Source organism: Cronobacter turicensis (assembly GCF_041222865.1).
Lineage (GTDB): Bacteria > Pseudomonadota > Gammaproteobacteria > Enterobacterales > Enterobacteriaceae > Cronobacter > Cronobacter turicensis.
The window spans coordinates 61,189-76,174 of record NZ_CP165999.1; the positions used below are offsets into that span (position 1 = coordinate 61,189).

At 50.7% G+C, this 14,986-nt stretch carries 17 protein-coding genes and 1 pseudogene; 16 read left to right on the forward strand and 2 right to left on the reverse strand.

The genetic code is table 11. From position 1 onward, the window contains the following. Positions 1–30 precede the first annotated feature (30 nt). The 11 genes from AB8W27_RS21220 (at position 31) to AB8W27_RS21270 (ending at position 9,585) form a co-directional block, all read left to right on the forward strand. Positions 31–192, forward strand: a complete 162-nt coding sequence (locus tag AB8W27_RS21220) for a hypothetical protein (protein WP_282914038.1) — start codon at positions 31–33, stop codon at positions 190–192. 57 nt (positions 193–249) lie between these two features. Further along, positions 250–858, forward strand: a complete 609-nt coding sequence (locus tag AB8W27_RS21225; RefSeq protein ID WP_041924258.1) for a hypothetical protein — start codon at positions 250–252, stop codon at positions 856–858. Positions 859–1,117: 259 nt separating this feature from the next. Further along, a complete protein-coding gene (locus AB8W27_RS21230) occupies positions 1,118–2,059 on the forward strand; it encodes a hypothetical protein (RefSeq protein WP_282914039.1) in 942 nt (313 codons plus the stop codon). Beyond that, positions 2,056–2,751 carry a hypothetical protein gene (locus AB8W27_RS21235; RefSeq protein ID WP_282914040.1) on the forward strand — a complete coding sequence of 232 codons (696 nt, stop codon included), beginning with the start codon at positions 2,056–2,058 and terminating at the stop codon, positions 2,749–2,751. Before AB8W27_RS21230 ends, AB8W27_RS21235 begins: the two co-directional genes overlap by 4 nt. A 204-nt stretch (positions 2,752–2,955) precedes the next feature. Continuing rightward, a complete protein-coding gene (locus AB8W27_RS21240; protein WP_041924259.1) occupies positions 2,956–3,660 on the forward strand; it encodes a hemagglutinin repeat-containing protein in 705 nt (234 codons plus the stop codon). Between the two features lie 12 nt (positions 3,661–3,672). Then, the gene (locus tag AB8W27_RS21245; protein WP_015740506.1) at positions 3,673–4,347 is read left to right on the forward strand and encodes a hypothetical protein; all 675 of its coding nucleotides are present in this window, start codon (positions 3,673–3,675) and stop codon (positions 4,345–4,347) included. Next, positions 4,311–5,519 carry a DNA/RNA non-specific endonuclease gene (locus AB8W27_RS21250; RefSeq protein WP_081469672.1) on the forward strand — a complete coding sequence of 403 codons (1,209 nt, stop codon included), beginning with the start codon at positions 4,311–4,313 and terminating at the stop codon, positions 5,517–5,519. The genes AB8W27_RS21245 and AB8W27_RS21250 overlap by 37 nt, the downstream gene beginning before the upstream one ends. A 2-nt stretch (positions 5,520–5,521) precedes the next feature. After that, complete coding sequence (locus tag AB8W27_RS21255; RefSeq protein ID WP_015740508.1) at positions 5,522–5,857, forward strand: hypothetical protein; 336 nt, start codon at positions 5,522–5,524, stop codon at positions 5,855–5,857. A gap of 1,075 nt (positions 5,858–6,932) precedes the next feature. After that, entirely contained in the window at positions 6,933–7,556 is a 624-nt protein-coding gene (locus AB8W27_RS21260) for a histidine phosphatase family protein (RefSeq protein ID WP_041924227.1), read from the forward strand. Between the two features lie 91 nt (positions 7,557–7,647). After that, positions 7,648–8,415: a membrane protein gene (locus tag AB8W27_RS21265; RefSeq protein ID WP_012815763.1), complete on the forward strand. Its 768-nt coding sequence runs from the start codon at positions 7,648–7,650 to the stop codon at positions 8,413–8,415. Between the two features lie 111 nt (positions 8,416–8,526). Further along, the gene (locus AB8W27_RS21270; RefSeq protein ID WP_012815764.1) at positions 8,527–9,585 is read left to right on the forward strand and encodes a ParB/Srx family N-terminal domain-containing protein; all 1,059 of its coding nucleotides are present in this window, start codon (positions 8,527–8,529) and stop codon (positions 9,583–9,585) included. A 4-nt stretch (positions 9,586–9,589) separates the two neighbouring features. On the opposite strand, the pseudogene AB8W27_RS21275 reads toward AB8W27_RS21270, so the two are convergent. After that, positions 9,590–10,102 (reverse strand): annotated as a pseudogene (locus AB8W27_RS21275) (GNAT family N-acetyltransferase). A gap of 298 nt (positions 10,103–10,400) precedes the next feature. Here AB8W27_RS21275 and AB8W27_RS21280 point away from each other — a divergent pair. From AB8W27_RS21280 to AB8W27_RS21300, 5 genes are all read left to right on the forward strand, one after another. Continuing rightward, positions 10,401–11,606, forward strand: a complete 1,206-nt coding sequence (locus AB8W27_RS21280; RefSeq protein WP_041924228.1) for an MFS transporter — start codon at positions 10,401–10,403, stop codon at positions 11,604–11,606. A gap of 115 nt (positions 11,607–11,721) precedes the next feature. Next, a complete protein-coding gene (locus AB8W27_RS21285) occupies positions 11,722–12,264 on the forward strand; it encodes a hypothetical protein (protein ID WP_012815768.1) in 543 nt (180 codons plus the stop codon). A gap of 44 nt (positions 12,265–12,308) precedes the next feature. After that, positions 12,309–12,800 (forward strand): CpmK protein, encoded by a 492-nt coding sequence (locus AB8W27_RS21290; RefSeq protein WP_049787181.1) that lies wholly within the window; start codon positions 12,309–12,311, stop codon positions 12,798–12,800. Between the two features lie 32 nt (positions 12,801–12,832). After that, positions 12,833–13,528, forward strand: coding sequence for a YafY family protein (locus AB8W27_RS21295; protein ID WP_041924229.1), 696 nt, complete (start codon positions 12,833–12,835; stop codon positions 13,526–13,528). Between the two features lie 56 nt (positions 13,529–13,584). Further along, positions 13,585–13,968 (forward strand): VOC family protein, encoded by a 384-nt coding sequence (locus AB8W27_RS21300; protein ID WP_012815771.1) that lies wholly within the window; start codon positions 13,585–13,587, stop codon positions 13,966–13,968. A 53-nt stretch (positions 13,969–14,021) separates the two neighbouring features. On the opposite strand, the gene AB8W27_RS21305 is transcribed toward AB8W27_RS21300, so the two are convergent. Continuing rightward, entirely contained in the window at positions 14,022–14,912 is an 891-nt protein-coding gene (locus AB8W27_RS21305) for a transcriptional regulator (RefSeq protein WP_041924230.1), read from the reverse strand. Positions 14,913–14,986 lie beyond the last annotated feature (74 nt).

The following is a 14,986-nucleotide window of genomic DNA, read 5'->3' on the forward strand; positions in this document are numbered from 1 at the left end:
CAAAAGTGAACTATATTGAGAAGCAGCTTGGTGTTAAAATTGGTGAGTTTAAAAAATAAAGCTGGAGCTTGCGCAGAGGTATCAGCTGCTGATAGTTTAGTGAGACAAGGAGTTAAACCGGAAAACATTTATTTTATACAAGCGATTAGACCAAAAGCATTTAGACAACAAAAATGGTGTTATATCAGATAAAATAATTGTTGAAACGTGTAATAATTGCAAGATTACATGGCCAAAAGGTACTAAGTAATGAGTGATTCAACGATAAAATGGGAACCAGGATTTGGAACTATTTATACATGGTTTGCAATGGATAAAAATGGAAAAATAGCAGTAATGGTAAATAACTGCTGGGGATGGCTACCTAATGCTCTGCTATCAATTAATAATTTTGAAGATTTGTTAGATGAGCTTAATGAGTATAAGTGGGAAGAGTCAAATGAATATTTTGAATATCCTAATCCAAAGAATGGGAAAACTATATTGGACTTATACTCTTCTCTTGTGCATAGGGATGCAAAATCCAGGAAAGACGTTGAAAATTGGGTAAATACCAGGCAGTTAGGTGAGCTTCGTGATGAAAATATCCCATCAAGAAAAGGTTTTTTTATTTACCATGGAGTAGAAGGGGATAGCCATGGACAAGATTATCCAGTCGGTTATGATGGTGAAACAAAGATGGGGGATTATTTCAGATATTTGATGCCAACAGTATATGCTTCCATAGAAGACTTCCCAGAGGAGCTTCGTTGCGGGATCGCTGTTTCTGACACAATTGATTTTACCACTGATAGATTATTAGATAATGATCAAATAAATGAATATTTCCCGAGAATGTATAAGCGTGATTTTTTATAAACAAGAAAATTTTAGATGCGTATATAATGAATTGGAAGGATGGGTTTGTTCAGAAGGGCCGTCAGAGGGACTGATCCAGTATCAATAAAAGAATTTCATCCTGCTCTGGGAAATAAATCAACTGAATGATAAATATCCCGATAAAGACTGGCATGACCCTGGTTCGTTAACCGCGTATGAAAGCGATGCCCTGGACCAGGCGCGCAATGCCTTTGTTCAGGAAAATTCAAAATACTATGACGCTGATACCGTAAACAAAATGGTGGGCAGCCTGTTTTCGGAAGGCGCTACATTCAAAGATTATGGTTTCCCGTTCGCCGCAAGCAGTGAACTCAAAAACAAAATTACGGACAACCATAAGGCCGGACTGGGTTTCTGGGATGCTTTAACCTATACAAGGGATATTTCGCCACAGGAACGGTTGTATAAGGACGCAATAAGCAATCTGGGTGCGGTGAATGAGCACGCATACTGGGGCCGAGTTGGCGAGCCAGTATTAAACTTTTTGCCAGGCGCGCCAGGGCTTGTGGTCAACGTAAAAGATGCCATTACAGGCGGCAGCCAGATGGGGCAGGCAACAGCCTCCTTCCTGAATGATGGCCCGAATGCGGATTCCGCAGGACGCTTCCTGGAAGGTTTCCTGAACGCAGCAGGCGCCGTGGCTGGTACACACTGGGGTTATAAGAGTGGCTATGCGGGAAATGAACTTGTTGATAGCGGGATTGTTTCTCCGGGTAATTATCTTTGGCAAGAAAGTACCCTCGTTAAGAAACCCTTTTATGATAAACCCCAGGAAGGGGGGATTTTAAATATAGGTGCAGGTAACAGACCGATTGAAGGCGCTTATAATATTTCTCATCCTGATTATCCTAAAGGACCAGGTGTATATGCTGGCGATGCTAATGATTTGTCGAATATTGCTACAGGCTCCCAGACAAAGATCATTATGGAAAACCCTTACGGATTTGAACCATTTAATGATGAGGTTGTAAGGGTGTTGGATCAAAATGGAACAATTATAGTTAAAGGTACATGGAATAATCCAACAATCCGAAAAATTGAAAGGGAAGCCAAAAAATATGGCTTTACATTAACTGAAAGGAATGTTATTCCAAGTACAGGTTTCTCACAGACTGATGGTAAACCGATAGCAAACAAAACAGTTACTGAATATAAATTTAAAAAGAGTGGTCGTAAATGATGAATTATAGTATAAACATAAAAAATTGTTACCCTCAAATAATTTGTCTGGATAACTTTATTGGCTTGAAGTCATATTTTTCAATTCTGGATATTATTAATAAAAAAGAAAAGGCATCTGTTTTAATGAATAATATCGTTATAAATATGGATGATGAGCTAGGGTACGATGCAATTCTTAAAAAGAATAATAACAGTATTGTGGTTAGGGCTTTGAAAGGCTTGAATATCGATGAGCTTGATATGTTCACTCTAATGCTGCAGCGGGCAGAAGTAACGGCTTCAGGAATTAAATGTGTATATATTAAGTTATCGACAAGTACTGGTGACTATTATCATTCCACAGGTAATGAATTTAATGTTGGGGATAAGTATATTTGGCTTGCTGGCGACTGCTCTGATTTCGAAAACTCGACAGTTAAGATAATGCTAGTTTTTGACGGGGGAATTAATTTAAACTTTCATGAGTCAGATGTAATTGTTGAATCGATTAATTTTAATAATTTCATCAAACCTGAGGATATCGATAAATTCAATAAAGCTCAGGATTCTTTCATCTCTTTAAAAAGCAGGAGGATAGAGGACTTCGGTTTTAATAATATCAAATCCGCGCTTTTAGAATTTGATAAAAGCATTAAGTATTTCGATTATAGCGAAACCGGAAACACGGCGATCAGAAATTATAAATTTTAACACTTGAGAATACATCTTGGGTGGGGTTAAAAAAGGATGGGTTTGTTCAGAAGGGCCACTCAGAGGGACTAATCCAGAATCACGAAAAGAATTTCATCCTGCCCTAGGAAATAAAACAAATGAAATGATAAACATCCCGATAATTACCGTCATGACCCTGGTTCCTTACCGCGTATGAAAGCGATGTCCTGAACCAGGCGCTCAATGCCTTTATTCAGGAAGCTAAAATATTATGTCGTCGATACCATAAACAAAATGGTGGGCAGCCTGTTTTCGGAAGGCGCCACATTCAAAGATTATGGTTTCCCGTTCGCCGCAAGCAGTGAACTCAAAAACAAAATTACGGACAACAATAAGGCCGGACTGGGTTTCTGGGATGCCTTAACCTATACAAGAGATATTTCGCTTTCAACTGCCCAGAATATGGAGCGGCTTAAAAACCACTCTGGCGGCAGTCAGGCCACGCTTGGTGCAGGCTTCTCATTAGGCGGTTCTCAAAATGGGATCACTATTGAAGCTGGTGCGAGTTCTTATTCCAACAAGGACAAAGGTAATAGCCTTACGCATCACAACAGTGTGGTGACTGCTGAAGATACGCTTACTGTCCATACAGGACGAGATGCCACACTGCAGGGTGCTGAACTGCGTGGTCAAAGCGTTAAGGCCGATATTGGGCGTGATCTCCTTATCAGTAGCCAGCAGGACAAAAACCAGTATGACAGTAAAACAAGCTCAGGTGGCGTTAGCGTCAGTGTCTGCGTGCCTCCAATTTGTGCTGGCAATTTTGTGCAGGGAAGTGCAAATGCTGCAGGCGGTAAGGTAACGCACGACTTCAAATCAGTTATTGAACAGAGCGGGATCTTTGTTGGTACTGGCGGGTTTGATGTCCATGTGGGAGAACATACATAGCTTAATGGTGCCGTGATTGCATCAGATGCTGATGCTACTAAAAACCGGCTCGATACCGGAACCCTCGGCTGGAATGATATCCACAACAAATCACAAACCTCAGGAAACCAATTCGCCGTCAGTGTCTCTGGCGGTGTGACCAAGGATGCCAGCGATAAGTTAAAACCGACATCGTCAGGTTTACCAGGCACTTCCCTTGCCAGTGTTTCTGATAGTGACAGCAATATTACGCACAGTGCGGTCTCTCAGGGCGCTATCATCATTCGCGATAAAGATAAGCAAACGCAGGATGTTGCTGAACTGAGTCGCGATACTACACATGCTCATAAGGCACTCGAAAACAATTTCGATAAAGCCAGTATCCAGGACAAGCTGGATATCCAGAATCAGGCATCAGCACTTGGTACACAGGCACTGGATGCATGGCGACAGAGCCAGCTTGAGGCCGGTAAAGACAAGATCCGTGCAGCGATGCAGGCCAGTGGCGAACTGGACGGCCTGACGGACGCGCAAATCAATGACAAAATTGCACAGTCCGATCAGTACAAAGAAGTTGATAAACAATATGGCGTGGGGAGCGACTTCTGGCGTAATGGCTCTGCTATCACAGGCCTGCTGGCCGGCGCGCTGGGGGGAATCTTAAGGGGGGAATGGCTGCTGGTGCTGCGCCCTATGTTGCAGGTCTGATTAAAAGCGCCGCCAACGGCAGTGAACCTGCACGTATCGCTCTGCATACGCTCGCTTCTGCCGTATTGGTAAAAGCCCAGGGAGGAAATGCCGCCGCAGGTGCTGCGGGAGGATTTGTTGCCGCGTCAAGTTCTGCTGCGCTGTCTGCGGCGTTTTATAATAAAAAGCCAGAAGAACTCTCTCCGGATGAAAAAACGGTCATTGCTAACCTCGTTGCAGCACTGGGCGCGGCGGGCGGTAGCATGGCCGCAGGGAACAGCACCGGTATCGGCAGTGGTGCAAACGCCGCCAGGGTGGAAGTTGAGAATAATTCTGTGGGCGATCTTCACGATCAGCTAGTCAGCGGTGAATCGCAGATAGATAAATTTAAAAAACAGTTAAAAATAGATGAAGAGAAGTTCAGTCAGGAGAACTGCGCTGGTATAAGCGCGGAAGCTTGTACCGTTAAGTTTTATGATCATCGCAGGAAAGAACTGAATGAAATCTCCTCATTTACTGCGGATTTTGTTCCTGGTATCGGCACGTTAAAAAGTGTCGCTGAAGCTGAAAGCGCTCTTGATTATCTGGACGCTGCTGCTTCCCTTATTCCGGGAGAACGGGTTGTTGCCGGAGCACTCAAGGCTGCAAAGAAGGCTTTAGTAAAAGGAAATCTTGACGAAGCAATCAAATTCATTTACAAGGCCGATAATGAAATCATTGCTGTATCTGGCCGTAAGGGAAACTGGAGTAAAGAGCTGAACAATCCCCTGCCAAATAAAACGTATAAAGTTGATGGTAATAAAACTTATGTGACCGATAACCATGGTCGGGTAGCGTCTGTTGAAGCCGATCTGTCATTATTGACGAAAGACCATAATAAATACCAGCAGTGCAAAGCTGGTAAATGTGGGGTTTCAGGGGATGGTGGTGGGCACCTGATAGCCAGCATTTTTGGTGGATTGGGTGAGAAGCTTAATATAGTTCCAATGAATGGCAATCTGAATAAGGGAGCCTGGAAACAAATGGAAAACACGTGGGCTACTGCCCTGAAGGAGGGTAAACAGGTGAAAGTTAAAATAGATCCAGTTTATTCTGGTAGTAGTGTGAGGCCGGATAAATTTACTATTCAATATCAGATCGGTAACAATAAGCCTATAAGAGAAACATTCCAGAATGCTCCAGGTGGGAAGTAATTATGTCTACTGAAAATGAATTGTACTTGTGTATTGGGCGCTCCCTTTATAGCGCGGCACCAGATAATGCAAAAACTGTATTATTAGATGCAGAGTTGTCTCCAGAAAGTGATCATGTTAAATTTTCATTTGATTACATTGATAATGCGGGAAAGAAGAACTGGTTTACTCCCGAAAGTGCAAAGACCGACAGTGAGTTGATGGATTGCCTCGTGAAACTCCGTCATTACTATATTGAAAACAACCTGACCAATGGCCGCCCTGCGTGGCATGGATGTGAGGTGACGCTGGATGTGGAGAAATTGAAGCTCAGTATTGATTTCCGTTACGACGATTAGTTATCAATGATCCTGGTTCTCACGCCGGGATCTTCGTGTTTTTAGGCGTTAAACTTACCCAAAACGCCCATCCCCGCGCTTGTACACCGGCAGATCGCCGTTGTCATTCAGCGCACCGGCAACCATTCCAGCCACAGCTTCACCTTCTGCCGGTTGACGTAAAACACGCTATATTCTCGGCGCGGCTGTATTACCTAATGCTGGTGGTGAGAATCGGTCTGCTTATTAATAAATCGCGCCCGTAATAAAATACACAGAAATATAAATTATCAATCAAATCGTTGTTACAAAGAAAAATTTAATCACTATCACATTTTGTACGATAATAAATTCAAAGCCTGAGAGGCAGTAATGAGCATATCGCTAAGTCTATTTCTTAAAGAATCATTAAACATAGATGTTTCTGAGCTAATTATAGAAGCAAGTAAAATATTTAGGATTTTATCCGGGCAAAAGGATACTTACCTTGATTTTGATGTTTATGATTCAAAAGGCAACGTTATAAAAAATAAAGCCTGATGTAACTCAAGTGTACAGTGTCATTGAGAATAATATCTTTTTAAGTGGTGGGTATTTTTTATACGGGCCTGATGAACGCAGGCAGTACCATCGTGAAGAGCAACTAAACGAGTTTTCGATTACCGAAGTTAATTTTGACCCTCACTGCGGTAAGTTTTTAATGTTCCTTTAAATATTTATTGGTCGCGGTAGCTGAGTTTTCAAAGAGTGATTATCTTGTTGATACGAGTGGCATATTATCTGTAACGAAAACAGATAGAGCAAAAATAAGCGACATTCTTGATTTAAAACTCTCTTCTGATTCCGCGGATATTAATGAATCCTGCGATCTTTTGTATGCGATAATAATAACAAATAAGTGGCAATCAAAAGATCAATAAAATAGAAAATATTTGATGAAAAATATTCGTATTTACATTGTTCATTGGATGAAGTTTCTATCTTCCATCAATACATTAACGCGCTGACTTTCACTTAACCGCCCTAAAACTGATTCTTCCGCCCCACGCTAAGGTATCATGGTCCAAAACAGGCGATTAAACACAGAGCCCAACCCATGAACCTTCTCCTTATCCGCCATGCTGAAACAACATGGAACCGCGGCGGATTCATTCAGGGACGTCAGGACAGCGCGGTGACGGCCCGTGGAGTACATGAAACCACCGCGCTGATAACCGCTCTGGCGCACGAATTCCCCTCGGTTGATATGGTGTATACCTCGCCTGCGGGCCGCGCGCGCCATATGGGTAACGCCATCGCGAGCCATTTTCGCTGCCCACTCTCTGTTGAGCCGCTGGTACAGGAGCAGGCGTTCGGCGATTACGAAGGCCTGTCGCGGGTGCAGTTACAGCGTGATGATCCAACCAGCGCAGAGGCGCTGTTCTCGATGGATGCCGCATTCACACCGCCCGGCGGTGAATCGCTTGCGTGCGCCGCGCAGCGTCTGTTGTCTTTTATTCACCATAATCTTGCCGCAACCCAAAACACGACCTGCTGCGTCGTGACGCACGGGCACATCCTTCAGGGCGCGCTGGCTATTCTTAAAGAAGGCACGCCGGATAACTTCCCGCGCTATGCGCAGCCGAACGCCAGCTACGCGCGCTTAACGCTTACGGCAGACCGCTGCGACGTCATTCAGTGGGGCATCGCGACCCATTTGCGACACCTGTCACAAACGTAAAAAACCTTCCCGTCCTTAAGTCTTCCTTAAGATTAATCCTATAACTTCACTCTGGATCCTGCCCCTGTCGGGCCGTACCGGAGCACACTTTATGCAAAACAATACCTCTGCGCTCAGCAAAGTTCCTGCCGTCACCGCCGCGTTCTGGCTGACGAAAATCGCCGCGACCACGCTGGGTGAAACCGGCGGCGACGCGGTCACGATGTCGATGGATCTCGGTTATCTCACCGGCACGCTCATCTTCGCGGCGATCTTCCTTGCGGCGGTGTTCGTGCAAATCCGCCATCACAGCTTTAATAAGTGGATCTACTGGTTCACGGTGGTCGCTACCACGACGGTCGGCACCACGCTTGCGGATTTCGCTGACCGCTCATTAGGTATCGGTTATCTCGGCGGTACGGTGTTGTTGAGCAGTCTGCTGGTACTTTCGCTTCTGGTCTGGCGCGTGACGTGCGGCACCATTGCCGTGGATTCGGTAAACAGTGTGCGTACCGAGAGTTTCTACTGGGTGACGATAATGTTCTCCCAGACGCTCGGCACGGCGCTCGGCGACTGGACGGCAGACAGCGAAGGCTTCGGTTACGACGGCGGCATCCTGCTGTTCGTGGGCGCCCTGGCGGTTATCTGGCTGGCGAGCCGCTTTACCTCGATTTCTCGCACCGTGCTGTTCTGGGCCGCGTTTATCCTCACCCGTCCGCTGGGCGCGGTGGTGGGCGATTTCCTCGATAAACCCATCGCCAAAGGCGGCCTTGAGCTCAGCCGTTACGGCGCATCCCTTACACTGATGGGTCTTATCCTGGTCTGCCTGTGGGTGTTCCCGCATCGCGCGGCGCTGAAAAAACGCACGCCGGTATTCTGATTTTTTCTTCTCACCCGCGGCACGCGCCGCGGGTTCTCCTCTCTGCGTTTCCCTTCATAACGGTTGCCCTGTGCCGTAAACTGTCTGTTAGTACACATGCAGGGAGCTCAAATGACACACTACTGGTGGAAAGATTTACACGATCGTAACGACGCCTGGCTGGGGCTTGCGCTGACGGTAAAAGGCGAAACGCCTCCAGGCCTGGCGCTGGAGATGCTGAGCGGGCATCACGGACGCATGGCGTTGCAGCTGCGCGGCGAAACGCTTTTCTGGGCCTCGATGCTGAAAGATTATTCCGGCGTCTGGCTCGTCACCAACCGTGAGCATCCCAATCAGCTCAATCTGCTGCCGCCGGTGCGCTCCGAAGACATTGAAGCCATTAAGCGCAAGGGCGACGCGGTGTGGACGGGCGAGTGGTGCCGCTACTTCGCGCGTCAGTTGATGGATTCTCCCGCGCCGCTGCTGGCGCCGCGCGACTGGCTGTTGCGCCCGATGCTGCCCGCGAAACGCCAGTCGTCATACCTGCGCAACACCACGCCCGACATCGACCAGTGGTACTTTAAAACGCCCCCCAGCGCAGGCGACTGGGGTGTGGACTGGGCGCTTTACGGCGAAGATTTTCGCTCGCTCACCGCCCCGGAATATGTCCGGCTGGTGGACTGGTGGTGGGGCGGTCATCTGCTGATGGGCCGTTACCCGATTGACCCGCACGCCGGGCGCCTCAAGTGGTGGCGTAAAAAATGCCGCGAGGGCGCGCTGCCGCCGGTGCTGGTCTGGTATGTCGCCGGGCTGGCGTCCTATGTAGTGCTGGATGGCCATTACCGTCTGCACGCGGCGATGGAAGAGGGCATCCCGCCGTCATTCCTGGTGCTGAGCGAATTCGCCGAGCGGGAATTCCCGGCGGACGAGGCGCAGCGCGAGCGGGTGCAACGGGCGCTGGCGTTACAGCAGGCCAATAATCCGGGCTGCAATATTGACGGCATTAATCAGACGTTAATTAACCTGTGGGACCGGCGTTACCTTTACGCCGAGACGCACAGCCGCGCCACGCTCGGCAACGGCGAAGGCTGGGCGCGCGAGGTCACGGCTTACCTGCGCCGCCACGGGCAGACGGCGTATCTGGAGAACCTGCTTAACGGCACGGAAAACCCGGTTGATGACGCCGGCTAAAGAGTTATAACGCGCGCCACTTGTACAGCAGGCTCGGCGGCGTGTTATCGACATCATGAATCTCACGCACATAGCGCAGCCCTGCGTGAGTCAACATCTCGTGCGACGCCAGGTGATTGCCGCGCACCACCGCTGAGATCGCGTCAAGCGCCAGACGCTCAAACCCATGGCGAACGGCGTGGCGGGCGAACTCTGTGGCCAGCCCCTTGTCCCCACGCCTGCGTCGCAAAACGGCAGCCGCGGTTATTAATCGCTATGTCTGCATAGCGGCGGATGCTCAGCCCACCAAAACCAAGGGTCTCATCGGGCGCAGTCGTTAACGCGATGCGCCAACGCCCAACACCATGAGCCTGCCAGTGCGTCAGCCAGCGATCCATTACGCCTTCGGCATGCGCACGGTTCGGGTACGGCCCTGCCGGGTTAAAGGCGTTGGTCGCAGGATCGCCGTAAATCCGCAATAAATCATCCACATCCGTCTCTGTGGTCGCAGGCGCAGATGCGCCGTCTCTCCAAACATAAGTATTTCCTCACAAGAGAGCCACCTCTGTTATAGCGCACAAACATGCATTAGATGACTCGCCATTCGGCCAGGGACAAAAACATGATGCTGAAAGACGATTTGATAGTCGAATAATCCGCCGGTTTGGTTTTGCGCAGGCGGACGTGCGACGTTAATGAAGTCTCTGAACGTTTGTTAAAAAATGGTTTATGGTTAATGCGTTAAGAGAATATATCGGGCCGACACAGGGACGCGCCGCCATCGGCCCCCTGTATTTACGCGTGTCGCCGGGCGACCACGACCAAAAGGAGCAGTAATGCGTGCGGAAGTAACCCTGCCCGTCGGGCAACAGAACAGGAATATTTTTCGTCTGGCGACGGCCCAGGCGCTTGCGGGCGCGAACTCCGTGGTGTTTTACGCGACCGGCGCGATTGTCGGTGATGCGATGGCGCCTGACCAGGCGCTGGCAACGCTTCCGCTGACGATTTTCGTTGTCGGGATGGCGGCATTGATCCTGCCTTTTGGCGCGCTTGCCCGCCGCTATGGCCGCCGCGCGGCGTTTATGGCGGGCACCAGTACCGGCGTGCTGACCGGGCTGACGGCAGCGTTTGCCGTGGTGCTGGGTTCGTTCTGGTTGTTTTGCTTCGCCGGATTCATGAGCGGCGCGTATGCCGCCGTCGCGGTTTCATTTCGCTTTGCGGCCACTGATGGCGTAGCGGGCGAACGGCGGGCGCGGGCGCTTTCGCTGGTCATGGGCGGCGGCGTGGCGGCTGGCATTGTCGGACCGATGCTGGTTAACGGCACGATGGATCTCTGGCCGCCCTATACCTTTGCCGCCACTTACCTTGCGCAGGCGCTGGTGGCGGCGGTATCTGCGGCGGTGCTCTGGGGAGTGAAAGCGCCCGATCCGGTTGCGGCTGAGCACCAGGTGCGCGGGCGACCGCTTCGCGAGATAGTGCGCCAGCCGGGCTTCAGCCGCACCGTGTTCAGCGGCGCGGTGGCGTATATGGTGATGAACTTCCTGATGACCGCGACACCGCTGTCGATGCATATGCACGGTCATTCACTCCAGGATGCGAATCTGGGCATCCAGTGGCATGTGATTGCCATGTACGCGCCGGGCTTCTTTACCGGCAAACTCATTACCCGTTTTGGCGCCTCGCGCATCGCGGCGCTGGGGCTTGCGATCTCGGCGCTGTCGGTGGCCGCGGGCCTTGCCGGAACGGGGGTCGGGCACTACTGGCTGCTGCTGATTTTACTGGGGCTCGGCTGGAACTTCGGGTTTACCGGCGCGTCGGCGCAAATTATCGATTATCACCGCCCGGAAGAGAGAACCCAGGTGCAGTCGCTGAATGATTTTGTGGTGTTCGGCGTGATGATGGTCGGCTCGTTTTCTTCCGGCGCGCTGCTGACGCTGGTGGGCTGGAACGCCGTACTCTGGAGCTCGCTGGTCCCGCTGGTCATCGCTATGGTTGCGCTGATGACTGAAAAACGGCGCGCCGCAGCGTCTTTAAACCGTTAACCGCCGGGCCAATAACGCGGCGTCATTCCCACCATGCTATATTGCGCCAGACGACCCACGCTGGCGCAATGCCTGTTTTTTGCCGACACTACATATTTCAAAGGGATCGATTGAGATGAAACTGAGCGTGCTGTTTATCGCTTCGCTGTTGACGGCGGGCTACGCCCATGCGGCACAGACGGTGCCTGTGGCGCTAAAAGATGGGCCGAACACGCTCGATATCAATCAGGATGGCGCGAATGATCTTATTTTCAGCGCCACCTATGACAATAATACTTCCCACCCCAGCAGTACTCTCACGGTCTATATTCAGAAAGACCACGCCTGGCTGATTGTCCCGGTGCCGGATGACGACGGTTTTACCTGGAGCGATTTCCGGCTGTCCGCGTCGACAACTAAAATCAGCGGCTATGAACCGTATCAGGTTAATCATATTTTCTATCTGGTCAGGGCGGTGAAAATCGCTGAATCTTCAGAAAGTACGGATTTAACCGATGCCACAAAAGTGAAATTTACGCGCTACCGGATCGCCAGTAATACCGCCGATCCGGGCGTTGCGGCCTTTTTCTGGCAGCCGTCCGGCAGCTACGTGACGGACACCGCTTACAGCGATGTGGACGACGCCTTTCGCACGCTCAATATGGATAAATTCCTGTGAGGCGGCTGGCGGCGCTGGCCATACTTCTCATCAGCACGAGCAGTATGGCGCAGCAGACCGCGCCTTATCGTGCGCGGCTACAGCAGGCGCTCAACGCTCAGTCGCTGTGCCTCGGTGAAACAGCCTGGCCGGTGACCAGCCGCGCAGGCGCTGATGTCTGGCTGCATGCCAGAATGGAAGCGCTGGTGGATGCCGGGCTTGTCGTGAGCAGGCGCGAAGGCCCTCAAAAACGCTGGACGCTGACGCCCACAGGACGCGCGGAATTTCACCGGCACCACGATTTCTGCTACGGAAAAATGCGCGTCAGAACCCTGGAGATTAAGCCGCAGCGCGATGGAATCCAGGCGATCTTTACGTATGATATTCCGGCGCTGCCGCACTGGGCTAAGACGCCCTCCCTGCGCATGGCGGATTCAGAGCTGGATAATCTCATCAGCGGGATCGATAACGTGCATTATCAGGCGGTTTTTATTCGTGAGAATAATGGCACGCTCCGGCTGGCGCGTGGCCCGGAACCGCTGGATTTACTTTACTGATTTAACAACACCTCCTGCATCCGAGAATCAACATGACCCGGACACAACGGCTTTTAGAACTGCTCCAGCTTCTGCGATCCCACCGTTACCCGGTGACGGCGGCGACGCTTGCGCAGCGGCTTCATGTCAGCGTGCGTAGTATTTACCGCGATATTGAAACGCTGAAAATGCAGGGGGTGGAGATCGAGGGCAGCGCGGGGATCGGTTATATCCTCCAGTCTGATTATCACCTGCCGCCGCTGATGTTTGATGCCCATGAAGTCGACGCGCTGATACTCGGTCTGCACTGGGTGATGCGCCATACCGACCCGCAGCTGGAAGCCGCGGCCCGTAATGCCGTGGCGAAGATCCACGCCATTCTTCCTGAGCATCTCGCGCAGCAGATCAACTACCCGTCGCTGATGGTGGCTCCGCCCGGCAATGAGGGCAGCCTGCGGTTTCTGGCCGATATTCGCAGCGCGATTCATCAGCGCAGAAAGCTTGAGCTGGTCTATACCGATAAAGACGGCGCCGCGTCGTCGCGCCTGGTGTGGCCGATTGCGCTCGGTTTTTTGGACGCGGTCAGGATGCTGGCGTGCTGGTGCGAGTTGCGCCAGGCGTTCCGCCACTTTCGTATCGACCGGATGCAACAGGTGACCGTCAGCGAGCAATCGTGCCCACAATCGCGCTATAAGCTGCTGAAGGAGTGGAAAAGTTCGCAAGGGATTGCGCAGGCAAAAACCTACTGACAAAAACTGTCACTGTCGGCTGTTACTGTCATGGCTCACCACACAAGGAGAGCCAAATGATTACTGCCGATATGTCTATTCTCTATGTTGAGAACGTCCTTAAGAGCGCTGAATTTTATTCCACGCTGCTCGGCTGCGAGCCGGTTGAGAAACAGCCTACGTTCGCGTTATTCGTGCTGGATAACGGCTTTAAGCTGGGCCTGTGGTCCTGCTACACCGTAGAGCCGGTTGTGAATCAGCGTGCGCCGGTGCCAGCGGGAGAAATCGTCTTTAAAGTGCAGGCGCGGGACGAGGTCGATCATTTTTATATGCTCTGGTGCATGGAGCGTCAGGCGACGGCGATCCAGAGCCCGGTGGAACTCGATTTCGGCTATACCTTTGCGGCGATGGACCCGGACGGTCACCGTCTGCGCGTCTGCTATCTTAATCCGGAACGGTAAGCGGGCAGCGAGGACAACGGGCGCAGGCCCGTTTTCCTGCTTTCCAGCACGTATCAGAAAAAGGTTCTGCCGAGCGGGATAATATCGCACCACTGTTTTTTATAGCTCCAGAAGTCTTTATAAATCCCGAGCGAAAAACGCATCGTCTTATTTTCTCTGGCGCACAGCGCGCGGGCATTACTCGTATTCAGCCATAACAAAATACTGCCCAGATTCAGCGTGGTGTATTGCGGATCGTAGCCGCCGTTGATGTCATCGAAATAAATCCATGTGGGGTTGCTGCACATAAAAATAATGTCGAACGCGCACGGGCGATTATCGAGAAACAGCACGCTGCCAAAAATCAGGGGCCGCAGCGCGTCAAAGGTACGCACCAGATCCTCATGCGTAAAGCGGTAGATTTTTCCCTGCCAGCGCAGGGTGAAAAGCTCAACATACATCGTGGCGAGATCTTCAGAAGAAAAACTACTCGCGTCCCGCACCACGCCGCCCATGGCGCAGAATTTCTCAAACTCTTTGCGGCGTTTTTTCTCCGATGTCTTCGAGATAGTCTCTTTGATATACGCGACTTTATGCTTAAGACGCCCGGAGTAGATCGTATTAACAAACGCGCCTTTATGTTGCGGCGAGAGCCGTTTGTTGGTCACCGGCAGGTAGCTGCGCTTATTCGCTCGCAGGGGAAATAACACATCATCAAAGACAACAGGATACTGCCTGTGCTGCAGGCTGCACTTCCCGTTAACCGAAAAGCAGGCGCCTGCATCGTCGTCACCGTCTTTCAGCACGAAATAATTGAGCGTCAGATTCTGCTCACGACTTAAAAATTGCACCACATCAGGATGACAACATAGTGAGCCGCCAAGCTGATGATAAATACGCGCATAGCTGGCTGCATCGCCGCGTTGCCAGCCTGCCAGATTACCCACGACGTTTTTAAACTGCATAGCCGCACCTGTAGAAAATAGCTGTGAAAAACCCCAAAACAAGCCTGAAAAAGACACCCAAGCGTAAAAATTAT